Below are 24,260 nucleotides of genomic sequence, written 5' to 3'. Positions count from 1 at the left end.
CCCTACAGAGTCTTCGGTGTGATGGTCTTCTTGTTGGCGACCACCGGCCGGCCCGGCCTGGTTCCTGCTTCGCGCTGCCGTAGTTCCTCGTGGGTCGCTCCGTTGCGTAGCCGGCTGAGGAGGTAGTCGGGGTCGATGTTGACTCCGATGGGGTTGCGCGCAAATTCCTCGGTGAAGAAGAAGGCCGCGGTGTTCTCCGCGTCGAAGTTCTCCACCTGGAACTCGAGCCGAACACCGTCGGGGTCCTCGTAATAGAGCGAGATCGTGGGTCCGTGGTTGATGGACCACACCGGAAGTATGCCCTGGCGCTTGAGTCGCACGTAGTTCTCCAGCAGTCGTTCGAGCGAGACGAAGGTCAGCGCGATGTGGTCGATGCCGTAGGCCTTGCGCCGCAGCTTGGCGAAGGGGAACAGGAACTTCACCGGCTTGGGCACGGCGATGATCGCGAGCCGATGCGACTCGTCGTCCCAGGTCAAGAACGTGATCTCGCCGTCCTGGTAGGCGATCTCAGCGCCGAACACCGTTCCGTACCAACGCACCATGTCGTCGGTGCGAGCGGATTTGACGACCCAGTGCGCGATGTAGTCGGGCGCGATCCGTGGCGTTGTGATCGTCGGTGCATCTTCCGTTGCGCTCATGAATCGACCTTTCGTCGTGATCGCGGATTGTGATCCAGATTAAGCACAGTTTGACTGTCAGTCAATAATTTGACTGGAAGTCAGTACAACCCGCCACACGCCACCCGTGTGTGGGGAACACAAGGGTGGGATCAGGCGGGTGGGATCAGGAGGTGAACACGCCCGACGAGCGTCAGCGCGGTGTCGCTGTCAGCTCCGTCGAATACTGCGGTGTGGATGCCGCGCATAGCCCCGGTGAGTAGTCGGGCTGCGGCGCACAGGTCGGTGGCGTCGTCGATCTGTCCTGCTTCGGCGGCGGAGCGAAGCAATTCGGTGATGGCGGCAACGAAGCTGTCGTGCCAATGCTCGGCTGTCCCTTCTGATTTCGGGACTCCGAGATTGCGGAACAGCACGTGTGTGCGTGGTGTGTCGTAGATGCTCTCCGCGGCGATCCGAAGAAATGTTTGCAGGTGCTCCAGCGGGGTCTCCGGCCAGGTGGCGTCCGTCGATCGCTCGTGGATGCGTTCGATCAACACGGTGGCGGCGTCGTTCACCGCAGCCTGGAAGAGTTCACGCTTGGTCGGGAAGTAGTGGAATGCTGTTCGTGATGCGAGACCGCATCGGGCAGCAACAGTTTCGATCGTGATGTCCGCGTAGTCGGCGTGTCTGAGCAATTCTTGCGTGGCCTCGACGAGTCGCGCCGGTGCCGGCCCGGGATCGTCTGTGGTCGAGGACCCTGCCCAGCGATACAGCGTGGTGATGTGGATGCCCAGCGATTCCGCGACGGCCGTTGGGCTTTCCGAGCCCCCGAACGCCCGCGCCACCGCTTCGCGGCGATCGGCGAGTGTGAACCGGGAGACTCTGGCCATGATCGTGACAGTCTAGTGGAGCATTCGCGCGAGGACCGGCAGTAGGACTCGTGCGGGGACGATACCTGCCGCCGTTGCTTGGATTGTGTTGAGGCGTCCCGAAATCACTTGTGGGCGAGATCTCTTGGCATCGAGGGCGTGCATGGCTGTCACGACGACGTCGGCGGGTGTCTGATAATTACCCGCGGCTGTGGCCGCGTCGCCGATGACGTCGAAGAATTCGGTGTGGGTGGGACCGGGGTTGAGTGCGAACACCCTGACTCCGTGTTGGGTTGATTCGTACCACAGCGACTGGCTGAAACTCAGCACGAACGCTTTGGCGGCCGCATACACAGCGAGAGTCGGAACAGGTTGGAACGCCGTCGTGCTGGCGACATTGACGATGGTGCCGGCTCGGCGGGAAATCATGTCGGGAAGGAATGCCGAGCAGATGTCCACCACGGCTCTGATGTCGACGGCGACGAGACGCTCGAAGTCGTCGGCGTGGCCGTCGGCGAACGGTCCTTGGACGGCAAATCCCGCGTTGTTGACGACGAGGTCGATGCGCTCGGGGACCATCTCACGTAACTTTCGACCGCTCGCCACCTCGGACAGGTCCCATGGCACCGTTCGGCAGCGCACACCGTGGGTCGATTCGAGTTCGCCTGCCAGTTCCGCCAGTCGGTCTTCTCGTCGTGCGACGAGGACCAGATCGGACCCACGGGCGGCCAGCGCTCGTGCGAACTCTGCACCGATTCCGGAACTCGCGCCCGTCACAAGTGAGCGGCCCGGCCGATAGCGAGAAGCGGTGCGGCTCATCGTTCGGAGTCCGCAGGTATGCGTCCGAGTTCCGCGCTGGAGCGTCGCGCGAACTCCTCGTACGGGGTGGGTGCGTGTCCGAGCAGAACAGGCAGCGTGGTCAGGTCTCCTGCCGGCAGGCCGTGCCCGTCGTAGTGGGTCATCATCGTTCGATAGGCCTCACGTGCGTCGTCCGGCCAGTTCTTCACGTCGCGAGGGTTCGACGCGGCCTGTGCACCGCGAACGAGGTGCCCGATCGAGTTCAGTTTCGTCGATCGCACAGCATGTCCGACGACCGAGGCGAGCGAAGGGAGCACGTGCAGTGAGTTCGTCAGGGACGACGGTGAGATCCGAATGGCGGTGACAGGATGGCCCAACACGCGTGACCAGATCTGTGCCATCTCGTGACGGGTGAGTTCGACCGCCGACAGGTCGTAGGTGCGACCGGTGTGCGGTGACGGTTCGATCAGCACGTTCGCCGCGGCCTCGGCGACGTCGGCAAGATCGACGACGCCCATGACGCTGTCCGGCGAGACCGGGTACGGCATGACTCCGGCCTGCAGAAATTCCCACACTTCGAGGTAGTTCTGCATGTAGTGCGACGGCCTGAGCACTGTGGTGGGGATTCCGCTGTCACGCAACAGCCCCTCGGCGATGTCTTTCTGACGATGGTGCGTCAGCTGATGCAGGTTCGGATGGATGACGGAGTGAAACACGATGTGCTGCAGTCCCTTTGCCGGGCCGGATGCGATCAGATGTTCGATGATCGGTCTTTCGTCTATGACCTGGGTCGGTGCCGCGTGATAGAGCACGTCGGCCCCGGCCAGGGCGGTATCGAGCGTTGTGGGCGAACGTAGATCGCCCACCACGACCTCGGTTGCTCCGTCTCGGCGAGTGGTCATGGCCTGGCTCTCGTTCTTCACGACCGCGCGAACGGGCACGTTCTGGGTGGCCAGTTGTCGAACGAGCAGTCGTCCGACTCCGCCCGCAGCGCTGGTGACAGTGATCATCGGACCTCCTTGGCGAGTGAGCACGGCTGGCACCGGCTCATTTGCGAATATTGCATATCAACTGCACATAACGCAAGGGATGGAAGAAAGGCAGGACTCGATCTGCATTACTCTCGAACGGTGCCTTCGAATGACGTCGACGATGCAGAGCAGTCACGCCGCGCTCGCCCACGTCGTGATCGACGTCAGGCGCTGATCGACGCCGCGATCGAGTTGATCGCCGAAGGTGCCAGTGCAGACATCAGCGCGGCGGCGATCTCGCGCAGAGCCGGTGTGGCACACGGGTTGCTCTTCTACTACTTCACCGACAAGCAGGGTCTGGTGGAGGCCGCTCTGGCCGACGTCCTCGGCAAGTTGTCCGATGCGCAGGACCCGCAGCCCCAGGAGCAGACCGTCCGGACGCGGCTCGAGGGTTTCGTCCGACGACACATCGAATTCTTGCGGGATCACCGTGCGCTCTATGTGCGGGTGGTGCGCGAGGAGGAATTCGGCCAGGCCGGTGTCGAGAGCGCACTCCGACAGGCTCGCGCCGAGGGAGAGCGGCAGGTTGCAGCCCTGGCCGAGCTCCAGGATCCGTTGCCGCCGCTGGTCGGTGCTGCGATTTCCGGGTGGACCGGATTTCTCGACCGAACAGCTGACGCTTTCTTCGACAACCCGGACGTCGACCTGGACGAATTGGTTGCGTTGATCGTCGACGCGTTCGAGGTGGTCACCGATTCTGCGACTCGACGAAGCAAACCACCTCGGTGATCAGGACGACCAGAAACCGTGGCCGCGGACCTGCGAAACTGCGCAGAATGCTCAAACTGACCGCCCTCTATTGCGCAGTCGGTCAGGCTCTGATCGACTGACGCCGGTTGCATCACCGACGCGACTGATTCGGCGCTTCGTAATCCGAACGCTTGCCTCAGGGAAGGACGGGACCCCATCCGGTCCCGTCTCTCTCATTCGATGCAATCTTTCGTCGCCTATTTCAGGAGTGTCCGCCATGACTAGCCTCAGTCCGACCACCGGCGATTCGACCGACGGGGATTCGGCCGGCGGTGGGCGCGAGACGCTGCACGACGTTTCCGAGCGGGTGCTGTGGCTGTCGACATCGATGATCCACCACGCCAACCGAATCCGGCCCAATCCGACGGGGCTCAAGGTGGGCGGTCACCAGGCTTCGTGCGCGTCGCTGGTCACCATCATGACCTCGCTGTGGTTCGAGCAGCTCCGCGCAGGCGATCGGGTGTCGGTCAAGCCGCACGCCTCGCCGGTGCTGCACGCCATCAACTACCTTCTCGGTGAGTTGGACGAGAAATACCTGACCACGCTGCGTTCCTACGGCGGTCTGCAGTCCTACCCCTCGCGCGCGAAGGATCCCGATACCGTCGACTACTCGACCGGGTCGGTGGGTATCGGTGCGACGGCTCCCATTTGGGGTGCGATGTCGCGTCGTTTCGTCGAGTCGGCCTTCGGCGAAGCGTCCAGCGTGACGCGTCCGTTCCAGGGACGGCAGTACTCCCTCGTCGGAGATGCCGAGCTCGACGAGGGGGCCGTCTGGGAGGCCGTCATCGACCCCGGCATCGGTGAGCTGGGCGAGATCGTTTGGATCGTCGACCTCAATCGTCAGTCGCTCGACCGAGTGGTGCCGAACATCGCCGCTCGTCGCCTCGAGAAGATGTTCGACGCCGCAGGATGGCAGGTCATCACCGTCAGGTTCGGGCGGTTGCTCGAGAATCTCTTCGCCCGCACCGGCGGGGACGCTCTACGTCGACGCATCCTCGACATGCCCAATCCCGAGTACCAGCGGTTGTTGCGTTGCTCGGCGTCCGAGTTGCGAGATCGGCTGCCCGGCAACGGGTCCGATGCCGCGGCGATCACCGATCTCATCGGCGACCTCGACGACGTGATGCTCACCGAGTCGATTCGCAATCTCGGTGGCCACGATCTCGACGCGCTGCGCGAGGCCTACGCGCAGATCGACGACACCCGTCCCACGGTCATCATCGCCTACACCGTCAAAGGCTTCGGGCTTCCCACTCAGGGACATCCCCAGAACCATTCCTCTCTGTTGACGATCGATGAATATGCTTCACTCGCAGAGACTCTCGGCACGGATGCCGGTTCGCCCTGGGGCCGCTTCGACGACGCCGGTGCCGCCGGGCGTTTGTGCACCGAGGTCGCGGAACGTCTGCGCCGCGAGCCGGTCTCCATCAGCCGGCCGCCCGCAGTTCCCACCGACATCGGCCGTACTCCCAAGGGCACGGCAACGACGCAGGCCGCGCTCGGCCGCACCCTGATCGACCTCACGCGTGAGGCACCCGATGCGGCTCGACGCGTCGTCACGGTCAGCCCCGATGTCAGTTCGACCACCAACCTCGGTGGCTGGGTCAACAAGGTCGGTGTCTGGTCCTCGGCCGAACGCCACGATTGGTTCGGCGACGACGCCGAGACGATCATGCATTGGCGCGAGGGACCCGCCGGTCAACACATGGAACTCGGTATCGCAGAGACCAATTTGGTCGGTCTGATGGGCGAACTGGGCGCGACGTGGAGCCGGTGGGGTGAGCCGTTGTTCCCGATCGGGGTGATGTACGACCCGTTCGTCGAACGTGCCCTCGAACCGTGGTCGTACGGCATCTACGCCGGCGGCCAATCCATCCTCGTCGGCACACCGTCCGGGGTGAGCCTGGCCGCGGAAGGTGGTGCGCACCAATCGATCAAGACTCCGTCGATCGGTCTGGAGCAGCCGGGGTGCATCTCCTACGAACCCGCCTTTGCTATCGACGTGGAGTGGACATTGCTCGCCAGTATCGCCAAGCTGGGCCGCCCTGACGGCACGTCGGCGTACCTGCGACTGTCGACCCGGCCGGTCGATCAGACGTTGGCCGACGTGCCCAGCGATCCGGCGGCCCGCGAACGCAGGCGCAAGCAGGTGGTGGCCGGTGGCTACCCCCTCGTTCGACGCGACGGTGCCTCCGTCACGATCGCGGCGATGGGTGCTCTCATGCCCGAAGCCCTGAATGCCGCAGCACGTTTGGAGCAGATAGGAATTCCGGCGGACGTATTGTGCATCACGAGCCCCGGCCAGCTCTATCGTGCCGTCCAAGCGCGGCAGGGGCATGGCGACGCCGAATCGTGGATCCTCGATCAGCTCCTGCCGGCCGATCGGGCGACGCCGATGGTGACGGTGCTCGACGGCCATCCGCACACACTGGCGTTCCTGGCCAATGTGAACCGCGTGGCGTCGACGTCGTTGGGCGTCAGCAACTTCGGTCAGGTGGGATCTCTGGACGAGGTGTACAAGCATCATCACATCGATACCGATTCGATCGTCGGAGCGGCCTTGGATGTCACCGGTAAGTGATCAACCCGGCCCCTCCCATCCGCAGGCTTCGCAGAAGGCGTATATGCGGCTCCTGGTGGTTCCCCGGTGCGGTGAATCGACGACGTTCTCGCCCAGAGTGATTTGTCCGCAGACTGGGCACACGCCCCGGTATTCGAGATTGAAGCTGTAGGTGAGCACTCGGACTCGATCCTGTACGTCGAATGCCGCAGCCAGGCGTTTCCCGGCGGAGCAGCATGTGTCCTCGGCGCGAAGGTCGGCCGAGGTTCGAGTCGCTGGTTGCCCACGGTGTGACCGAAGGGCCAGCCGTCTACTGCCGCTGCGTCGTGAGCGACCCTATCCGTCATCAGCGACAGTAGACCCCGGGCCCCGGTAGCGTCGAGGGCAGACGCCGGACCGATTCCGACCGACTAGGCGGACGGCTGGGCCGTGGGGTCGATAGCTGCGTGCACTCCGCCGCTGTAGGACGTCGGAAGCGCTCGGCTACAGAGTGTTTCGGCTTCGTCGGCGGAGATTCCGAGTGCCCGGAGGACCCGTCGCGTCGTGTCGTCCACGGTGGCCGTCTCGTCCCGCTCGGGTTGAGCGAGCAGTAGGCGCCCTAGTGACAGCAGGGATCCGGCCACGATTGCGAGTGCCACATCTGCGTCGTCCACATCGAATCGTCCTTCGGCTGCCGCTGACTCGATGTCGCGGCGTGATCGCGGTGCCAGGCCCCCCGCTGCCGCGAAGGCTGCGGCCTCGGAGTTCAGCAGGACGCGACTGAGTTCAGGCTCGAGGCGGAAGAGGCGTCCGGACAACCGAAACGACTGGGTGAATTTCTCGACCGGGTCGTCCAGGCCGACGGTGAGCGAGTCGAGGTAGTCGCCGGCCGATTCGAGAGCCGAATCGATGGCCGCCTGCCACAGTTCTTCCTTGGTCTCGAAGTAGTTGTAGAAGGATCCGTTGCTCACGTCGGCGGCTTGCGTGATCTCCAGAACTGGTGCGTTGGTGTTACCGCTGGCCAGGAACCCTTGCGCGGCCTTGACAAGGGCGGCTCTGGTGCGTGCCTTACGGCGCTCCACACGGTTGCCTTCGGCCACGGTCTGCTCCTGCTCGATGAGTTCGTGAGGTCAGCCTATCGCGAACCGATGATGACGAATTCGTCAAAAAACTTGACTGGCGAACGCTTCATGGGTGACGATATCGTCATTAATCGAGTGGGCGAGCAACGCCGTACCCCTCCACAGCGGCACCGAAGGACCTCATGACAACGAACGCGACCATCCCGCAGTACCGCACCGACATCTACTCCACCGATGCGATCCTCGATCCGTATCGGCACTACGCGAGGCTGCGCGCGCTCGGACCGGTGGTGTGGCTACCACGGCAGCAGGTGTTCGCCATCTCGCGCTACGCGGAGTGCAAGGCAGTACTGCTCGACGACGACACCTTCATCTCGGGCGACGGTGTCGCGCTCAATCCCGTCGCCAATCGGTTGGGTCGCGGGACGACGCTCAACAGCGACGGCGACGAGCACGCAACCAAGCGCTCGGTGTTGGCGCATCGGCTGACTCCGAAGGCCGTGCGAAAGATGAAGGCCGCAGTGGAGGCGAAGGCGGAAAGCATCGTCGACGCGGCCCTGTGCAAACAGTCGGTCGACGGTGTCGACGATCTCGCGACGGCGCTACCGATGTCGATCGTCCCGGATCTGGTCGGGTGGCCGGAGGAGGGCCGCGAGGATCTGCTTCGTTGGGCGGGAGCGACATTCGATTCTCTCGGTCCCATCAATCGGCACTCGATCACGGCCACGAAGGGGGCCGCGGAGATGCTGGCCTTCTCCCGGCGGGTGGTACGAGAACGTTCGGTCGTTCCGGGGAGCATGGGCGACGACGTCCTCAGAGCCGCCGACGATAACAAGATCACGAAGTCCGCGTGCCCTGCGCTCATGGTCGACTATCTCGGACCCTCTCTCGACACCACCATCGGAGCGATCTCCGGTGCCCTGAATCTGTTTGCGCGACACCCCGATCAATGGCAGGCGATTCGGCAGAACCCGGACCTGATCCCCAATGCCGTCAACGAAGTCGTTCGATACGAGTCGCCGATCAGGGCGTTCTCGCGTCGAGCCGTGCGCGACGTCGAGCTCGACGGATCACGCGTCCCGAAAGGCGCTCGCGTGTTGGTGGTTTACGCATCGGCGAATCGTGATGAGCGCGAGTGGGATCGTCCCGACGACTTCGACATCACCCGTGATGCTGCGCGCCAACTCGGCTTCGGGTCCGGCGTGCACGGATGTGCCGGTCAGGGTCTCGCGCGCCTGGAAGCGCAGACCATGCTGCGAGTACTCGCGCGGCGAGTCGACCGAATCGTCGCGACCGGAGCGCCGAAACGAGCCGTCAACAACGTCATTCATCGATACGAAAAGTTGCCACTGGAATTGGTGGCGGCAGAAGGGACACAGCAATGAGAGTCGACGTCGACTGGGATCGGTGCGAGGGCCATGGCATCTGTGCCGAGCAGGCACCCAAGGTGTTCAGCCTCGATGACGAGGGCGAGCTGCATTATGCGTTCGACGACAACGACATTCCCGACGACCTGGCGGCCTCGGCTCGGTCTGCGATCGGTGTGTGTCCGGTCGCGGCACTGCGGGAACAGGCGTGAGCTCGTCGGGCCGAAGGATCGTCATCGTCGGAGACTCGATAGCCGGGTGCACTGCCGCCCGTGAACTACGTGCCCGCGGTCACGACGGACCGCTCACCATGATCGGTGCCGACGTGGACGGTTGCTACGCACGGCCGCCGTTGTCCAAGCACGTTCTCAAAGGTGAAGCGGCCGAGGCAGAAACGTGGGATCTGTCGGATCTCGACATCACCATGATCGCGGATCGTGCGGTGTCGGTGGATACCGAGGCGCGCACCGTCGCCATCGCTGCCGGTACCGACGTCCCCTACGACTCGTTGATCGCGGCCACCGGAGCGGCCGCACGTCGCATCGCCGCGCCGGATCAAGTAGGCGAGACGGTGTTGCGGGCGTTCGACGATGTTCGTGCTCTGCGCCCGAAGCTGGACGCTGCGCGTACAGCCATCGTCGTCGGTGCAGGCTTCCTCGGAATGGAGGTCGCCAGCGCCTGCGTTGCTCGCGGCATCGCCGTCACCGTCGTCGATGTGGATCCACCGTTGAAGCGGCTGCTGGGTACCTACCTGTCCGACGCGATAGCCGCCCGGGCCGAGGCCGCGTCGGTCCAGTTTCTTCGAGCGGAGAGTCCGGTTCTGTTGGCGGGCAACCCCGTCACCGGAATCGAGCTCGCAGACCGAACGCTGACTGCCGATCTGGTGGTCACCTGTGCCGGCGATGTGCCGGAGACGGAATGGCTGGACGGCACCGGCGTCGCGGATGCTCGCGGGGTTGCCATCGACGAGCGCTGCGCCACAGCACTTCCCGACGTGTTCGCTGCAGGCGACGTCGCTTACTCACGCAGCGGCTCCGGTCGAGCCCCGTTCTGGTCCAATGCCGTCGCGCAGGGCAAAGTTGCCGCTGCGTCCGCGCTCGGCCTCGAACCCACGTGTGACCCCACCGACGACTATTTCTGGACCGAGATTCTGGGACTGTCCATCAAAGTTGTCGGTCCACTCCCACTGCAGGGCGAACCGACCGTCGAAGGTTCGGTCGACGACGGATCGGCTCTGCTGCAGTGGAACCACGAGGACGGCCGCACAACGATCGTCGCCTATGGCATCAAGAAGGCGGTCGGGTTGCTCCGACGGCTTGCCCGCGACTCCGCAATCCCCACTACGTAAGGAATCGATTCATGGCATTCGGCGCATCTTCCGGTCTGGTTCGGCGTCTCCCGGAGGCAGTCGGACTCGCTCGCGCGGCGATCGGTATTGCCCACATGGTTGCCCCCACCCGCGCCAACGAACTCCTCGCCGGACCCGACGCGGCGGTGGCAACCACCCGAGCTGCGGCCCGCACCTTCGGAATTCGTGAGATCTACATCGGCGGCGGACTCTTCGCCGCAACTCGATATGCCCCGAAGGCAGTGCACACACTGCTGCGCGCGGGCGTGGCTGTCGACGTCTGGGATACCGCGGCGTTCGCGCTCACCGCTCACCTGCCACAACGTACGAGAACAGCCGGATGCGCAATCGCAGGAGGCTTCGTGATCGCCGGTGCGCTCGCAGATCTGCAACTGGACCGGTAGCCGACGATGGACAACATCGCGCGTGCCCTGCGAGCCGGCAGCCCAGGTGTTTCCGGGTGGCGATGTCGATGCGCTCGAGGCCTGGAAGCACCGCAACGAGATCCTCTTCGGCGGGCACCGGGTACGCCCGGTTGGCGATGGAGGCGGAGGTGCCGATCGTCCACGTGGTCACGGCCGGTGCCGGAGAGTCGCCGCTCGTGCTCGGGAGCGGCAAGAGATTGGCGCAGGCACTGAGGTTGGACAAGGCGCTGAGGCTCAAGACACTGCCGCTGTCCGTGTCCATTCCCTGGGGCGTCAATCTCGGTATGGTCGGCCTGCTTCCGTACCCGCCGTTGCCCACCAAGCTCCAGACGTCGGTGCTAGCTGCCATGCGGCCCGATGCCGACGAGACGGCAGAGCAGTTCGCGGGGCGGGTTCATTCGGCGATGCAAGCCGAGCTCGACGATCCGACGAAGAATCGACGGCCCATCATCGGATGACCGCCCCGGTCGCACTGGGTGAACGTGCGACGAGGGGAGGAAAGGCCGTAGGGTTGGCGTTGCGCCGTCGACTCGGTGCCAACAATGGTTCAGCGAAGCCGAACCGACCTGCGTTATTCAAGGTCGAGAAGGTCGAGTCTCATGACCGACACACCTATCCACGACGCACTGCAGAAGTTTCTCGACGTCGATACCCGTGACGGGGATCGGCACGCCGAGGCCAAGGTGAAGGCATCGCCTGCGAAGGTGCCGGTGCATGCACCATCACGGCACCGTCGGGCCTGACGGCATGGCTACGGCACGAGAGAAGCAAGACGCGGCACTCGAGATCTACCGGCAGGCGAAGGACCGCGAGCACGGTCTCGCCGATGTGCGGGGGCAGTCCGACACCGATGTACCGCTGGTCGTCGATCTGGACGATGTCGAAATGCGTTCCGCCATCGAAGCGGACGTGTCGGCACAGGAGGCGCTCAGTGCCGCGTTACGAGCCGTGGACGACTGACGTCCCCGCGAGAGTCATAATCGGACCATGCGGTCGAAACGCAAGATCCTGGACGCGACGCTCGGGCTGATCGCCGAGTCCGGCTTCGAGGACGTCACCATCGCGGCGGTGGCACGGGCTGCAGGCGTGACGAGGCAGACGGTGTATTCGATTTTCACCACCCGTGAGGACATGATCTCCGAGGCGATGGTGGGTCTGGTCGTCGATGTCTTGGGTGCCATCAGGGAGAAGGCCGATCAGGCCGAAACTCCGGCCGAGTTCGTCGTCGAGACCGTTGTGGCTGCACGTGATCTCATTCGCCGAGAACCGGTGCTCAACTCGTTGTTGCGTTCGGGCAATGCGAATCCGTTGTTCGATCCGGACATGATGGATCGAGCAGCACCGGTGGTGCGTCAGTTCCTCGACGGCTACATCGAACGCAATCCCGAATTCGATTCGACGAAGTTCGACGGGGTCGAGGCCATGTTCGCGCGCAACGCACTGTCGGTCATTCTGTTCGACGACCCGACTGTTCACGACGACGACGGTCTACGGGCGTACCTCCGACGGTGGTTGGTGCCGCTTCTATCCTTGGACTGACTCTGTAAAACTTGACACTTCGATCCCCTTCTGTCTAGTTTTGCTTCGCGCGTACACGTGACACAGGTCTCGGGGGCGCTGCAGCACCTTTGGGGGGTATGTGTCGAACTTGAATCGCCGATCGTTTCTCGGTGCAAGCGCTGTTGCAGGCTTGGCCGCTCTGTCGGGCACCGGGGTGGCGCGAGCGGACGGTGGACGACGCGTCCAGATCCCGCTGACCCGCGAGGACCATCGCGTCGTGATAATCGGATCGGGGTTCGGCGGTGGCGTCAGCGCATTGCGCCTGGCCGAAGCAGGGGTGCCGGTTCTGGTACTCGAGCGCGGAAGGCGTTGGAACACAGGGCCGAATGCAGACACGTTCCCCAACGCCACGTCGCCGGACAAGCGCATGCTCTGGCACGGCTCCAGTCCCAACCTGTTCGGCAAACCGGTTCCTTTCGACCCCTATGTCGGCCTGCTGGAGGCCGTTTCCGGGGACAACATGACCGCGTTGTGTGCAGCCGGTGTGGGTGGCGGATCCCTGGTCTATCAGGGAATGACGCTGCAGCCGTCGCAGCCGGTGTTCGAGGAGCACTTTCCGGTCGGGCTCGACTGGCCGACTCTGGACCGCGTGCACTACCCACGTGTGGCGCGGATGTTGCAGCTCGAACAGGCCCCCGACGAGTTGATCGATACGCCCACTTACCAAGCAGCCCGAGTGTTCGCGGCCAATGCGCGGCGAGCGGGCCTGCCGGTATCTAAGATCCCGATGCCGATCGACTGGGACTTCGCTCTCGACGAGACGCGCGGAGTGATGAAGCCGTCGTACACCGACGGCTCCGGGGCGTTCGGAGTCAACAACGGCGGCAAGCATTCTGTCGACGTCACCTACATCGCAGCCGCCGAGGCGACTGGTCTGGCTACCGTGGCAACTCAGCACGATGTCACCCACATCGAACGCGCCGTAGACGGTCGCTGGACGGTCCACGTCGACCGAATCGACTCCGACGGAACGGTTCTGGAGAACAAGATCCTCACCACCGGCACCCTCATCATGGCCGCCGGAAGCCTCAACACCACCAAGCTGCTCGTCCGCGCCGGAGCCACCGGTGCCATTCCCGATCTGCCGGACGAGCTCGGGCAGGGCTGGGGTACCAATGCCGATCGCATCTACGTGTGGTCGAGCATCGAGCAGCAATTCGGCGTGCCCCAAGGGGGCCCGGTGGTGTTCGGCAGCCTCAACTGGGACGACCCGAACACCGCACACACCGTCATCCAGGCATCCATACCACCGTTGTCGTTCGACGCTCACAGCACCATGTTGGTGGGGTACGGAGTCAGCCGCGGACGCGGTCACTTCGGCTACGACTCCGCGTCGGACCAGGCCAGATTGTACTGGCCGGCCAACGGCGACAGCGTTATTCAGGACGGCTCCATCGATCCGACGGTTCGTCGCATCGCCGGTTCGGGCAGCCTTATCACCGATACCAATGCCTTGTTCCCGTCCACGTGGCATGCGTTGGGTGGGGCGAACATGGGCTCGGTGTGTGACCTCGACGGACGCGTCCACGGTCAGCGAGGTCTGTACGTCCTCGACGGGGCACTCATGCCCGGCACCACTGCAGCGTGCAACCCATCCATGACAATCGCCGCACTGGCCGAACGTGCGCTGGACAACATCGTTGCCGACGATGTCGGCTCCTATATCTGACCCCCTCCGCAGAAAGAGATCGATGCATCTGTACCGCAACATGATCGGCGGCATCGTCGTCGCTGTGCTCGTGTCCTCGGCGTCCGTGCTCGGAGCCTCGGCAGCGCACGCCGATGCCGTGGACGACTTCTACGTGCCCCCGGCTCAGGTGGTCGACGACCCAGGTGCCGTGTTGCGAACGCAGCCGATGTCGTTGTTCGCTGCGCTACCCGGAGCCGACGGGGGCTATCCCGTCCAGGCACAGCGGGTGCTGTATACGTCACGGACGCAGGACGATACGCCGGTGGGAGTGTCGGGCACGTTCATCGAGACCGAGGTGCCCTGGCGTGGAGCCGGCCCTCGGCCGACCGTCGTCGTCGCGCCGGGCACGGTGGGTCAGGCCGATCAGTGCGCACCCTCGCGTGCGTTCCCGACGTCGATCAACGCTGTGACGCAACCACTGTCGATCTCGTTCAACCAAGAGCTGCTGTCGTCGACACTCTGGGGATCGATGGGTGCGAACGTCTTCGTCACCGACTACATCGGTTTGGGAACACCGGGTGTGCACACCTACGTCAACCGGGTGGAGCAGGCTCATGCGGTTCTCGACGGCGCTCGTGCAGCGAACGAGCTCACCGGTGACGCCGACGCGCCGGTCGGTATCTGGGGCTATTCCCAGGGCGGGGGAGCGGCGGCCGCGGCGGCCGAACTCGCCTCGGAATACGCGCCGGAGCTGAATCTGAAGGGCACCTGGGCCGGAGCGCCCACTGCGGACCTGCTCGAAGTGTTGAAGACGGTCGACGGGACGCTCATCGGAGGAGTGATCGGCTACGCGCTCAACGGCTTCGTCGAGCGAGATCCGAGCATGCTGCCCCTCGTCGACGAACGACTCACCGATCACGGCAAGGCTGTGCTGAACGATCTGTCGACGCAGTGCATCGGCGACACGATCCTGAAATACCCGTTCCTACGCACCGATTCGTTGACTACGGACGGCAAGTCGATGCTCGAGAATCTGCGCACCATTCCGCAGGCGGGGGCCATCCTCGAGGCTCAGCGGATCGGTCGCAGTACCCCGAACGCACCGGTGATGATCACCAGCGGACTCAACGACGACACGGTTCCGTACGGTCAGGCCCGGCAGTTGGCCCAGGATTGGTGTGGGCGAGGTGCCTCGGTCGAGTTCCGGACGAATCCGTTGCCGCCGATCCTGCAGGGTGCGGTGTTGCCCAACCATTTCGGGCCGCAATTGATCGACGGGTACGGCGGCGAAGCTGCGTCGTTTCTGATGGACCGGTTCGCAGACGCTCCGATGGCACCATGCTCCGTCGACTGAGTGACCGCAGGCGCTGGCGGATGGTACGGAGATTCGTACTCCGAAATCGCTGCCCAGCAGCAATGACCGCCCCGCAACGGGCCGCAGACTACGTCGCGATAGCCGACGCGTTCGGAGTTTTCTGGTCTGGCGACGATCAGCGAAATCGTTCGCTGCTCAGTAGTTTCGAGGATCCGGATCCAGACGCAGTCCTCGACTCGATGCACCGGTTCGCGGCTCCGATTCGGCTTCACCCGGTGGTTCGGGTATGGAACCGTGCCGTCTACTAGGGCCGCCTCGACTCCGCTGCGCTCGACGCTGCTGCGGTCGAGGCGGCGGGTGGAGTCTGTCGTTGCCGGTGGTGGACCGGACATCGTCTTTCAGCCGATCGTCCGTGCACGCGATGGTGCGATCGAGGGATACGAGGCCTTGTCGCGCTTCCCGGCCGGCGGCGGTGACACCGAAGCGTGGTTCGCCGATGCAGCGCAGTGCGGCTTAGGGCCTGCTCTGGACAGGTCGGCGGCTGTGAAGGCCCTGGCAGAATCGGCTCGTCTGCCGGGTGAGTGCTTCGTTGCGGTCAATCTCTGTGCTGCAACGTTACTGGTGGATTCTGCTTTGGTGGACGTGCTGCTCGATCACGGTCGACGTCGACCACTGGTGGTCGAGATCACCGAGCATGCCGCCCTCGACGACGAGGCCGCGGTGGTGGCTGTTCTGGCGGAACTTCGACGCGGCGGGGTAACCGTGGCGGTCGACGATGTGGGGTCCGGCTACGCCGGTATGCGGCATCTCGTCGTGCTCGAGCCGCAGATCATCAAACTCGACGCGTTCGTTGTCCACGGCATGCGGGACAACCGAGCGAAGTCGGCCTTGGCCGAACTGGTACTCGAGTTCGCGCGAAAAACCGACGCGAGGTGCGTGTTGGAGGGCGTCGAGACCGACGAGGATCTCGAGGCGGCCACCGGAATCGGGGCGGATCTGCTGCAGGGCTACCGAATCGGTCGCCCTGCAGCGGTGGATCTGCTCGTCTGAGGCGGTGTTCAGTGGCTGCGGGCCGAGAAGCTCTCTCGTTTCGACGCCTCACGTGCCACTACTTCCTCGGCAGCGACGATGACGACGTCCACATCGGAGCTCTTCACGACGACCACGCCGTCGGCGTCGGCGACGATGACGTCACCGGGAGATACGACGACGCCTCCGAGCGCCACCGGCTCGTTGAGCCGGCCCGGCCCGTTCTTGTACGGTCCTGCCGGGGTGACACTGCGGGCGAACACGGGCAGGCCCAACTCGGCCAAGGCGTCGGCGTCGCGTACGGCACCGTCGATGACGAACCCCGCAATGCCCAGTGATTTGGCGCGGATCCCGATGAGATCGCCGATGAGGGCGCGGGTGTCGTCGCCCGAGCCGTTGACCACGATGACGTCACCGGGGCGGGCGTCGTCGAGAGCCTTGTGAATGTAGAGGTTGTCGCCTGACCGGGTCCAGACGGTGAAGGCCCGGCCGGTCACTGCTGCGCCGGCCCAAATCGGTCGGAGCCCGGCGATGATGCCGAAACGTTCCTGGGCATCGCCTACGTTGGCCGCGGGCACTCGAGAGAAGCGTTCGATCATGTCGTCGGATACGGCAGTGGCGGAATAGGTTTCGGTACTCATGAGATCAATGCCTTTCGGGTGACTTATTGCTGGTCGGCGAGCAGTTCGGCGATGATCGGCTCGATCTCGGTTTCACGCTGTTCCCACAGGGTTTCGACGTCGGCCCCGGAGACCCAATCGGGTTGTGTCGCTGCGCCGGTCAGCTTCTCTGCCACGGCCGGGTCGGCAAGCGCGGTCTCGAGGGCGTTCTGCAGCGTGGTCATCGTCGCGTCCGGGGTGCCTGCGGGGGCGCTGATGGCGAAGTTGTTGGTCATGAACGGGGCGTCGTATCCCTCGCTCGCCAACGTCGGGACGTCGGGGATGAGCTTGTTTCGCTCATCGGTGAGTACCGAGAGGATGTTGACCTCACCCGAGGCGAACTGGCCGTAGAAGCTGGACACTCCGCCGAGGGCGAAGTCGGTTTCGCCCGAGACCAGTGCCGAGATCTTGTCTGCACCGCTGTTGTAGTGAACGATGTTGAAGTCCAGGCCCAGAGTGTCTTCGAGGGTGCGCAGGTTGACGTGGTCGTCGCCCGCACGGGAATCGGTGCCCACCGTGATGGTGCCCGGGTTGGCCTTCACTGCATCGAACAGTTCGCCGATGTTCGCGTAGGGGCTGGACTTGTTGACCCCGATCACGATGTCGTTGGACGCGAACGACCCGATGGGCGAGAAGCTTTCACGATCGAAGCCGGCCTTCTTGCTCGGGTCCAGGTATCGCCCGAGGATCGACGGGATGTTGGTGAAGCCGATGGTCTCGCCGTCCGGCTCGGCGTTGGCCAGGTAGTTCAGTCCGACGACCTGGCTGCCGCCTTCTTTGTTGACCACTTTGACCGGGACTCCCAGTTCGGCTTCCATGGCCGGTGCCATGATGCGGGCCAGGATGTCGTTGCCTGCGCCTGCGGCGGACGGGACGACCCATTCGACAGTGGCACCGTCACGTGGGAACGGTGCTCCCGAATCGGTTGTGCCCCCGCTGCAACCGGCAATGAGTGCGGCGGTGGAGATGGCCGCGACGAGGATGGGCAGTTTTCTCATGAGACGGGCTCCTTGATGGGGTGGTTCGCGGTGGCGCGGCGGGAGAGGATGCGAGCCAGGACGGGGCGCAGCATTCCGAACAGAACGGCTGCGATGAAGACGAGCAGAAGAACCTTGTTGATGGGGCCTTCGACGAAGACTCCGTAGTCACCGCGGGACAGTGACAGTGAGCGTTGAAAGTTCTCTTCCAGCAGTGGTCCGAGGATCAGCGCGAGGACGAGGGGTGTGAGCGGAATCTTGGTGAGGTGGAACAGGTATCCGATGACGCCTGCACCGAGCATGATGAAGATGTCGAAGACGCTGCCGTTGATGCTGTAGACGCCCAGGAACATGAAGGCCAGGATCATCGCCATCAGGTAGTGGAACGGAATCTTCAGTACCGCGATCCACAGACGAACCAGTGGCACGTTGAGGATCAGCAGAATGATGTTGCCGACGAGGAAGCTGGCGATGATGGTCCAGGCGACCTCGGGGTTGTCGCGGAACAACAGTGGGCCGGGGATCAGACCGTTGATGGTGAAGGCGCTGGCCATGATGGCGACGGTGGCGGAGGTAGGGATACCGAGGGTGAACAGTGGAATCATCGACGACAGAGCGAGCGCGTTGTTGGCCGATTCCGGTCCGGCGACACCCTCGACGGCGCCCTTGCCGAATTGCCCAGGACGCTTGGTGAGCTTCTTCTCCATCGCGTAGGACGCCAATGAGGTTGCGGCACCCGGAGATCCGGGAAGCAGGCCCATGAAGAAGCCGATGACCGATCCGCGCATCGTCGGGCCTGCAGACCTGGTGATGTCGGTCTTGGTGGGCAGCAGCTTGCCGACGGCGAGTGGTCGTCGGCCGGCACCTCCCGCCGAGCGGGCCTGGATGAGGATTTCGGTGAGGCCGAAGCAGCCCATCACGACGGCCACGAGTGCGACGCCGTCGAACAGTTCCGGCATGCCGAACGTGAATCGCTGGACGCCTTGGCCGGAATCGATGCCCACCGACGCGATCGCCAGGCCGAGACCGACGCTGATCAGTGCCTTCGCGGGGTTGTTGCCCGAGAAGCTGGTGATCAGGGCCATGCCGAGCAGTGCGACCAGAAACAGTTCCGGAGCGCCGAATTCGAGTGCGAATCGGCTGAACGGGGCGACGACCACGAATCCGATGACGCCGACCAGTCCGCCGACGAACGACGCGAGTGCAGCGACGACGAGAGCGGGTCCGCCGCGTCCACTCTTGGCCATCTCGTAGCCGTCGAGCGTGGTGGCGATGGACGACGCCTCACCCGGAATGCGCAGCAGCACAGCGGTGACGGTGCCGCCGAACGCTGCGCCGTACAGGATGGCGGCGAGCATGATCAGCGCTGTGGTGGCGTCGAGTCCGAAGGTGATCGGGATCAGCAGTGATACCGCGGCGGCGGGGCCGAACCCGGGGAGAACACCGACGAGCATGCCGAGCACGCAGCCGAGGAGTGCGAACAGCAGATGCGTCGGAGTCAGGACGTTGACGAAGCCTGCCATCAGATCGGGAAAACCCATGACTCACAACCCCCAATCAGCGAGGAACGGAATGGAGGAAGCCGGCAGGGCCGTGCCGAGCCAGACGTCGAACACCAGCCGGGTGGCCAAGGTGGTGGCCACTGCGACGCCGACGGCGACCACCGGGGTGCGCTTGCCGACGAACGTCAACACGACGGCGAGCATCAGCGCCATGGACAGCGTGTAGCCGAGTGTGGGCAGCACCAGTGCGGCTCCGGCGATCGCGGCAACGACCACTCCGATTCTGATCCAACCTGCGCGGTCGGGCAGTTCGGCCTCGTCGGCGTCCTCCTCGTTGTCACTGGAGAGGAACGCGACGGCTGCGGAGGTAGCGGGCTCGAGTTCGGGATCCGGTTCGGGCGCGCTCGTCCGCGGTGCTCGGACGAGCTGGATTGCCCACATCGCACCGCCGAGGATCATGCCGAGGCCGCCCACCAAAGGCAGGAAGCCTGCCCCGACGCCGGGGTCGGCCGTGACGCCGTACCCGGTTGCCATGGTGACCGTCGCCAGGCCGACGACGAGGGTCGCGCCGAGCACGATCCATTCGATCGTGTGTTGTGTGCCGAGCAGTACCTTCACGGCCTGCCGCCTTTCTGACATATGTTCGGATGCGGCCTGAGAAGGTCGGCCGGATTGCTGTGCTGTGGATCACTTGCAATCTTGCACAGGTTTACAGGATTGTGGTTGAGTGTGTCAACAGACACAGTGGAAAGTGGAGGGTATGAGCTTCCGAACAGTGGTGGCGAGCAGCGGAAAGTCGCTGAGCGCGTCCGAAAAACGTGTCATTGCGGTGCTTCTCGGCGAGCCGGAGCCGTCGAGTCTGCGAGCGGCTCCAGTCGCGGCCCGCGCGCAAACTCACGAGTCGACCGTCGTGCGGTTGGCGCAGAAGCTCGGATACAGCGGCTTCCCGGACTTGCGCGCAGATCTCGAACGCGACAACCCCGAACCCGTGACCGCATCGGCTCTGATGCGCAGCGATACCGGTCACGAACTGGCTGTCTTCGCGCGCGACGAGGCCCGTGCACTGGAGCGGTTGTCGAGCTTCATCCCGCAGGAGCAGCTGGTGGACGTGGCGACCTCCATTCATCGGGCGCGGGTGGTCTACCTGTTCTCCAAGGCCGACGAACGCCCGGCCCTGGATATGCTGGCCCGTCGTCTCCGCCGACTCGGTCTTGTCGTCGTCGAGCTCGGTCTCGGGGGAAAGGACCTCGCCGAGCGGTTCGTCAGCTTCACCGAGGACTCCATCCTTATTGCATTTGCGCTGCGCGAGGCGCCGTCTCAGCTGCCTGCTCTGGTCCGTGAAGCGGAACGACGCGGCGGCACGTCGATTCTGATCAGCGATGCGCCGGGTTATCACTTCAGGCCCGCGCCGACGCATCTCCTCGTCGCGCAACGCGGAGACGATTCCGAGTACAACACTCTCATCATTCCCATTGCCATTGCTTACGCACTGCAGTTGGCAATCTTCCACCTCGATCCCGATCGGTACGGGGCGGTGCGCGACGACATCAACGACGTATCGAGGTTGGTCGGAGGAACCGACGAAATTCCCTTGCGCTGATGGCTTCTCGTGATTCCATTGCTCTGACCGTTCAGGCGACGACTGCGCAGGCCGGGTGGGTTGGGGTGCGGTTGATGATCGGTTATCGGGCGATCGCCGAGGGTGCCGACACTCGAACGCTTGCGGTGATCGCGGCACTGTTCGCTGCACCCGCAGTATTGGCGGCTCTGCCGATCGGACGCATCGCCGACAGGTTCGGCGGTCCGGTGGTGATCGTATCGGGAATCGTTCTGTGCTCGATCGCAACCGGTGTACTCGTTGGGTTTTCGGCAATGTGGGCGTTGCTCGCGTGTACGGCCGCGTTCGGTCTGGGCAATCTTCTGATCATGATCGGGCAGCAGGCGTTCGTCGCCCACGTCCACGTCGACGGCAAGAACGAAAGTGCCTTCGGCGCGATGACTGCCGCCGCGTCGATGGGGCAGTTGGTCGGGCCGCTCGCGGTGACGGCCGTCGCGTCGAGATTCGGCGGCGCGAGCGTCGAGAGTCCGAACACGACGGCAGGCATCCTCACTGCCGGTGCGTTCACCGCGGTAGCGCTCCCCACCGCACTGTTCTTGATGCTCGGCCGCAACCACATTCGCGCGCAGAAACCTGCCGAGGGCGAAGCGTCGGGGTTGAAATTGCTGAAGCTGCCGGGCATGTGGCAGTCGTTGACGGTCAGCGGCGCGGTACTGGTGACGGTCGATCTGCTTTATGCCTTCGTACCGGCGTGGGCCGTCGAGCGTGGGGTGTCGGTGACGACGGTGGGGTGGCTGCTGGCGTTGCGTGCCGGTGTGTCGGTGGTCAGCCGAGTAGGCCTCGGCAGGCTCGATGCGAAGTTCGGTCGCACTGTGCTGCTCAATGTTTCGCTGGCGGCGGGCGCGATCGCTCTCGCAGTGCTGCCGTTCGTGCAGGCAGTCGGAGCCATCGGAGTCATGATTGCACTCGGCATCGCGTTGGGTATTCCGCAGCCACTGACCATGTCGTGGGTGGTGTCGATCGTGCCGAAATCCACGCAGGGGGAGGCGTTGGGATTGCGGATGTCGGCCAACAGATCGGCCCAGATTCTCATCCCACTGACGGTCGGTGCCATCGCCGGGCCGTTCGGGGTGACGGGCATTCTGGTCGGTAATGCACTGGTGCTCGGGGGATCCATCGTCGCGGCCTCGCACCCGAGGAGTCGGCCGTGACTCAACCGGCGCGGGTCAGCATCTTCACGTGCGGGATCCCGGCTTCCAGGTAGTCCTCTCCCATCCGAACGAATCCGAAGCGCTCATACCACTTTTCGAGGTGCGCTTGTGCGGAGATTTCGACCAGCCCGGGGTACGCCTTCAGTGCCGCCTCGACGAGTTCGCCGGCATAGCCGCGGCCACGACCCTCGACCGCGGTCGCGACGCGGCCGATGTGGACCGTGTCCTCGACGAGGACGCGGAGGGTAGCCAATACCTCTCCGTGTTCGTCCTGTATCCAGAACAACTCCGTTGTCGCCAGTAGGTCTGCGCCGTCGAGTTCGACCTCATCGACGATCTTCTGCTCGTGCACGAACACTGCAACGCGAAGCGCCATGATGCGGTACAGCGTGCTCGGCTCGACGCCGGCAAGTGGAGCGTGGTGAAGGGAAGGCATGGGTCCGTTTCGTCAGCGTTGATCTCGATCGTCACGCCGCAAGCGGCACAACGGTTCCCGGTGCAGCGTCGTTGTATCGCGCCGCGATCTTGTTCAGTTCCAGCTGGTAGTAGAGGCTCTGCAAGCCGAACACGAAGGTGAGTAGAAGCCCGACGATCGAGCTACACGTCGGCTGGAGGCCGGCCGCGCGTTGGGCGTCGGCGATGCGGCTTCCGGTGTTGTAGTAGCTGATCAGGGGCGCGATGATCGTCCAGCCGAGCAGCAGTAGAACCAGCAGTGGCCCGGCGACGGGTGCGTTGACCTTCCGACGGTCGAAGTCGGCCATCTCGCGGTGAATGAGGTAGTACCAGACGAAGTGGTAGATGCCGAGAGTGATGAGCGGCAACAGGATCCAGACGACAACGGGGTTGCGCCGCTTCATCGCGCTTCCTTGGGTGATCGGACCGGTCATGATGCTCCCCAACCTTGTCGAACGGCCTGTTCATGGACCGGACAATTCTCGCACGTCGGTGGGCCGATGCACAGAATGCTCCACTCGACGGCCCGGCCACGCGGATCACCGGACCTGATCCGCGGAGTGGAGCAACTGTTGATCGAACCCGAGATCAGTAGCTAGCGAGAAGCTGGAACGGGAAGTCACGTTTCGGGGTTGTGTTCCTCCCGCAGTTTGCGGCCTTGCTCGACGGCCTGCGCATCCTTCTCGTCGTTCTTGTCCGACACGCGGGTGTCCCGGGGCGGCAGTTGCAGGCACTTCTCGGCGACGATGCCTGCCTGGAGTTGACGGCCGCGTTCGAGCTCGGAGTCCAGCGCGGCTCCGAACAGCAAGGCCAAGTTGGTGATCCAGACCCATAGCAGGAACACGATGGCTCCGGCGAGTTGTCGCTCTCGTACTCATCGCGCTCGCCGCCGTCATGCTGGCGCGCTGGGTCAGATCCGCAGGTGAATCCGCCTTACGGGGATCGTCGGGATCTGCCGCGGTGGGCGCGGGATCGGCAGCGTGCTCAGCCGCCAAGGGCGCATACCCGGGCAATTCAGATGAGAACAACGGTGTTCGGCGGAGGTCGGCCGTCGACGCACTTTTCGACCCCGTGCCAGGTGTAGATTCGCGCCATGGCATGTCGAATCAGTGAACTCGTACTCGATTGTCGCGATCCCGAGGCCTTGGCCATGTTCTGGTGTGAGGTGTTGGACTTCGTCGTATTGGACCGGGAGGACGACGGTTCCGTGGAGATCGGTGCGCGCGACGGGTTCGGAGGGTCGCAGCCGACCATCATCCTCAGTCGCAACGAGAACCCCGAAAAGGCGAAGCCTCGCTTGCACATCGACGTGAGCGCAACCGATCGGGATCAGGACGCCGAACTCGAACGACTTCTCACGCTCGGCGCACGACGAGTGGAGATCGGTCAGACCGGCCAGGAGTCGTGGCACGTGCTCGCCGATCCTGAAGGTAACGAATTCTGTTTGCTGCGAACACGACTCAGCCCTGTGTGAAGCCTCTTCAGGGTAGGCAGAGGGATCCGATATCGGCCACCACGGTGTTGTCGTGCGGATCTATCCATCGCGCGCCGTTCGAGTGGG

27 protein-coding genes and 1 pseudogene are annotated in these 24,260 nt (G+C 64.1%); 16 read left to right on the top strand and 12 right to left on the bottom strand.

Features of this window, described 5'->3' with window-relative positions:
- Nucleotides 1–2: 2 nt before the first annotated feature.
- The 4 genes from CH286_RS05820 to CH286_RS05805 all read right to left on the bottom strand — a co-directional run bounded on the left by CH286_RS05820 (nucleotide 3) and on the right by CH286_RS05805 (nucleotide 3,273).
- Nucleotides 3–638, bottom strand: coding sequence for a VOC family protein (locus tag CH286_RS05820; protein ID WP_094608646.1), 636 nt, complete (start codon nucleotides 636–638; stop codon nucleotides 3–5).
- Nucleotides 639–769: 131 nt separating this feature from the next.
- Nucleotides 770–1,486, bottom strand: a complete 717-nt coding sequence (locus tag CH286_RS05815) for a TetR family transcriptional regulator (protein ID WP_094608645.1) — start codon at nucleotides 1,484–1,486, stop codon at nucleotides 770–772.
- Nucleotides 1,487–1,498: 12 nt separating this feature from the next.
- Nucleotides 1,499–2,284 (bottom strand): SDR family NAD(P)-dependent oxidoreductase, encoded by a 786-nt coding sequence (locus tag CH286_RS05810; protein WP_052057831.1) that lies wholly within the window; start codon nucleotides 2,282–2,284, stop codon nucleotides 1,499–1,501.
- A complete protein-coding gene (locus CH286_RS05805) occupies nucleotides 2,281–3,273 on the bottom strand; it encodes an SDR family oxidoreductase (protein ID WP_094608644.1) in 993 nt (330 codons plus the stop codon). The genes CH286_RS05810 and CH286_RS05805 overlap by 4 nt, the downstream gene beginning before the upstream one ends.
- Nucleotides 3,274–3,393: 120 nt before the next feature.
- Between CH286_RS05805 and CH286_RS05800 the strand changes: the two genes are divergently transcribed.
- Both CH286_RS05800 and CH286_RS05795 read left to right on the top strand, forming a co-directional pair.
- Nucleotides 3,394–4,023, top strand: a complete 630-nt coding sequence (locus tag CH286_RS05800) for a TetR/AcrR family transcriptional regulator (protein WP_176458159.1) — start codon at nucleotides 3,394–3,396, stop codon at nucleotides 4,021–4,023.
- A 238-nt stretch (nucleotides 4,024–4,261) separates the two neighbouring features.
- A complete protein-coding gene (locus CH286_RS05795) occupies nucleotides 4,262–6,625 on the top strand; it encodes a transketolase-like TK C-terminal-containing protein (protein ID WP_094608731.1) in 2,364 nt (787 codons plus the stop codon).
- 389 nt (nucleotides 6,626–7,014) lie between these two features.
- On the opposite strand, the gene CH286_RS05790 is transcribed toward CH286_RS05795, so the two are convergent.
- A complete protein-coding gene (locus CH286_RS05790) occupies nucleotides 7,015–7,683 on the bottom strand; it encodes a TetR/AcrR family transcriptional regulator (protein WP_037147197.1) in 669 nt (222 codons plus the stop codon).
- Between the two features lie 164 nt (nucleotides 7,684–7,847).
- Between CH286_RS05790 and CH286_RS05785 the strand changes: the two genes are divergently transcribed.
- The 11 genes from CH286_RS05785 to CH286_RS05740 all read left to right on the top strand — a co-directional run bounded on the left by CH286_RS05785 (nucleotide 7,848) and on the right by CH286_RS05740 (nucleotide 16,360).
- A complete protein-coding gene (locus CH286_RS05785; RefSeq protein ID WP_094608643.1) occupies nucleotides 7,848–9,050 on the top strand; it encodes a cytochrome P450 in 1,203 nt (400 codons plus the stop codon).
- On the top strand, nucleotides 9,047–9,244 hold the full coding sequence (locus CH286_RS05780) for a ferredoxin (RefSeq protein ID WP_037147192.1): 198 nt from the start codon (nucleotides 9,047–9,049) through the stop codon (nucleotides 9,242–9,244). The genes CH286_RS05785 and CH286_RS05780 overlap by 4 nt, the downstream gene beginning before the upstream one ends.
- Nucleotides 9,241–10,380, top strand: a complete 1,140-nt coding sequence (locus CH286_RS05775) for an NAD(P)/FAD-dependent oxidoreductase (RefSeq protein ID WP_094608642.1) — start codon at nucleotides 9,241–9,243, stop codon at nucleotides 10,378–10,380. Before CH286_RS05780 ends, CH286_RS05775 begins: the two co-directional genes overlap by 4 nt.
- An 11-nt stretch (nucleotides 10,381–10,391) precedes the next feature.
- The gene (locus tag CH286_RS05770) at nucleotides 10,392–10,784 is read left to right on the top strand and encodes a hypothetical protein (RefSeq protein WP_094608641.1); all 393 of its coding nucleotides are present in this window, start codon (nucleotides 10,392–10,394) and stop codon (nucleotides 10,782–10,784) included.
- A gap of 149 nt (nucleotides 10,785–10,933) precedes the next feature.
- Nucleotides 10,934–11,263, top strand: coding sequence for a hypothetical protein (locus tag CH286_RS05765; RefSeq protein ID WP_176458158.1), 330 nt, complete (start codon nucleotides 10,934–10,936; stop codon nucleotides 11,261–11,263).
- 141 nt (nucleotides 11,264–11,404) lie between these two features.
- Entirely contained in the window at nucleotides 11,405–11,548 is a 144-nt protein-coding gene (locus tag CH286_RS27785) for a hypothetical protein (protein WP_155292496.1), read from the top strand.
- Nucleotides 11,520–11,765, top strand: coding sequence for a hypothetical protein (locus tag CH286_RS05760; RefSeq protein WP_155293097.1), 246 nt, complete (start codon nucleotides 11,520–11,522; stop codon nucleotides 11,763–11,765). Before CH286_RS27785 ends, CH286_RS05760 begins: the two co-directional genes overlap by 29 nt.
- A 27-nt stretch (nucleotides 11,766–11,792) precedes the next feature.
- Nucleotides 11,793–12,344, top strand: a complete 552-nt coding sequence (locus CH286_RS05755) for a TetR/AcrR family transcriptional regulator (protein WP_037147184.1) — start codon at nucleotides 11,793–11,795, stop codon at nucleotides 12,342–12,344.
- A gap of 100 nt (nucleotides 12,345–12,444) precedes the next feature.
- The gene (locus CH286_RS05750) at nucleotides 12,445–14,034 is read left to right on the top strand and encodes a GMC oxidoreductase (RefSeq protein ID WP_094608640.1); all 1,590 of its coding nucleotides are present in this window, start codon (nucleotides 12,445–12,447) and stop codon (nucleotides 14,032–14,034) included.
- 22 nt (nucleotides 14,035–14,056) lie between these two features.
- Nucleotides 14,057–15,349 carry a lipase family protein gene (locus CH286_RS05745; RefSeq protein WP_255182584.1) on the top strand — a complete coding sequence of 431 codons (1,293 nt, stop codon included), beginning with the start codon at nucleotides 14,057–14,059 and terminating at the stop codon, nucleotides 15,347–15,349.
- A 255-nt stretch (nucleotides 15,350–15,604) separates the two neighbouring features.
- The gene (locus tag CH286_RS05740) at nucleotides 15,605–16,360 is read left to right on the top strand and encodes an EAL domain-containing protein (RefSeq protein WP_176458157.1); all 756 of its coding nucleotides are present in this window, start codon (nucleotides 15,605–15,607) and stop codon (nucleotides 16,358–16,360) included.
- 8 nt (nucleotides 16,361–16,368) lie between these two features.
- On the opposite strand, the gene CH286_RS05735 is transcribed toward CH286_RS05740, so the two are convergent.
- The 4 genes from CH286_RS05735 to CH286_RS05720 are packed head-to-tail and all read right to left on the bottom strand — an operon-like array spanning nucleotide 16,369 to nucleotide 20,095.
- Nucleotides 16,369–16,980, bottom strand: coding sequence for a methyltransferase (locus CH286_RS05735; protein ID WP_032405347.1), 612 nt, complete (start codon nucleotides 16,978–16,980; stop codon nucleotides 16,369–16,371).
- Between the two features lie 23 nt (nucleotides 16,981–17,003).
- A complete protein-coding gene (locus CH286_RS05730) occupies nucleotides 17,004–17,996 on the bottom strand; it encodes a Bug family tripartite tricarboxylate transporter substrate binding protein (protein WP_094608637.1) in 993 nt (330 codons plus the stop codon).
- Nucleotides 17,993–19,516, bottom strand: coding sequence for a tripartite tricarboxylate transporter permease (locus CH286_RS05725; protein WP_037147174.1), 1,524 nt, complete (start codon nucleotides 19,514–19,516; stop codon nucleotides 17,993–17,995). The genes CH286_RS05730 and CH286_RS05725 overlap by 4 nt, the downstream gene beginning before the upstream one ends.
- A gap of 3 nt (nucleotides 19,517–19,519) precedes the next feature.
- The gene (locus CH286_RS05720) at nucleotides 19,520–20,095 is read right to left on the bottom strand and encodes a tripartite tricarboxylate transporter TctB family protein (RefSeq protein ID WP_032377631.1); all 576 of its coding nucleotides are present in this window, start codon (nucleotides 20,093–20,095) and stop codon (nucleotides 19,520–19,522) included.
- A 142-nt stretch (nucleotides 20,096–20,237) separates the two neighbouring features.
- Between CH286_RS05720 and CH286_RS05715 the strand changes: the two genes are divergently transcribed.
- Both CH286_RS05715 and CH286_RS05710 read left to right on the top strand, forming a co-directional pair.
- Nucleotides 20,238–21,077, top strand: a complete 840-nt coding sequence (locus tag CH286_RS05715; RefSeq protein ID WP_080739000.1) for a MurR/RpiR family transcriptional regulator — start codon at nucleotides 20,238–20,240, stop codon at nucleotides 21,075–21,077.
- A complete protein-coding gene (locus tag CH286_RS05710; RefSeq protein WP_094608636.1) occupies nucleotides 21,077–22,246 on the top strand; it encodes an MFS transporter in 1,170 nt (389 codons plus the stop codon). The genes CH286_RS05715 and CH286_RS05710 overlap by 1 nt, the downstream gene beginning before the upstream one ends.
- Before the next feature lies 1 nt (nucleotide 22,247).
- Here the strand turns inward: CH286_RS05710 and CH286_RS05705 are convergent, their stop codons facing one another.
- From CH286_RS05705 to CH286_RS05695, 3 genes and pseudogenes are all read right to left on the bottom strand, one after another.
- Complete coding sequence (locus tag CH286_RS05705) at nucleotides 22,248–22,682, bottom strand: GNAT family N-acetyltransferase (protein WP_094608635.1); 435 nt, start codon at nucleotides 22,680–22,682, stop codon at nucleotides 22,248–22,250.
- 31 nt (nucleotides 22,683–22,713) lie between these two features.
- A complete protein-coding gene (locus tag CH286_RS05700) occupies nucleotides 22,714–23,133 on the bottom strand; it encodes a DUF4234 domain-containing protein (RefSeq protein ID WP_037147168.1) in 420 nt (139 codons plus the stop codon).
- A 185-nt stretch (nucleotides 23,134–23,318) separates the two neighbouring features.
- Nucleotides 23,319–23,558, bottom strand: a pseudogene (locus CH286_RS05695) (YhjD/YihY/BrkB family envelope integrity protein); the annotation flags it as partial.
- A 234-nt stretch (nucleotides 23,559–23,792) separates the two neighbouring features.
- Here CH286_RS05695 and CH286_RS05690 point away from each other — a divergent pair.
- Nucleotides 23,793–24,173, top strand: coding sequence for a VOC family protein (locus CH286_RS05690; protein WP_094608634.1), 381 nt, complete (start codon nucleotides 23,793–23,795; stop codon nucleotides 24,171–24,173).
- Nucleotides 24,174–24,260 lie beyond the last annotated feature (87 nt).

It is taken from the genome of Rhodococcus sp. WWJCD1 (genome assembly GCF_002258735.1).
In the GTDB taxonomy this organism is placed as follows: Bacteria; Actinomycetota; Actinomycetes; order Mycobacteriales; family Mycobacteriaceae; genus Rhodococcoides.
The sequence above is the reverse complement of the archived record's forward strand: the minus strand, read 5'-3'. Positions and strand labels throughout refer to the sequence as shown.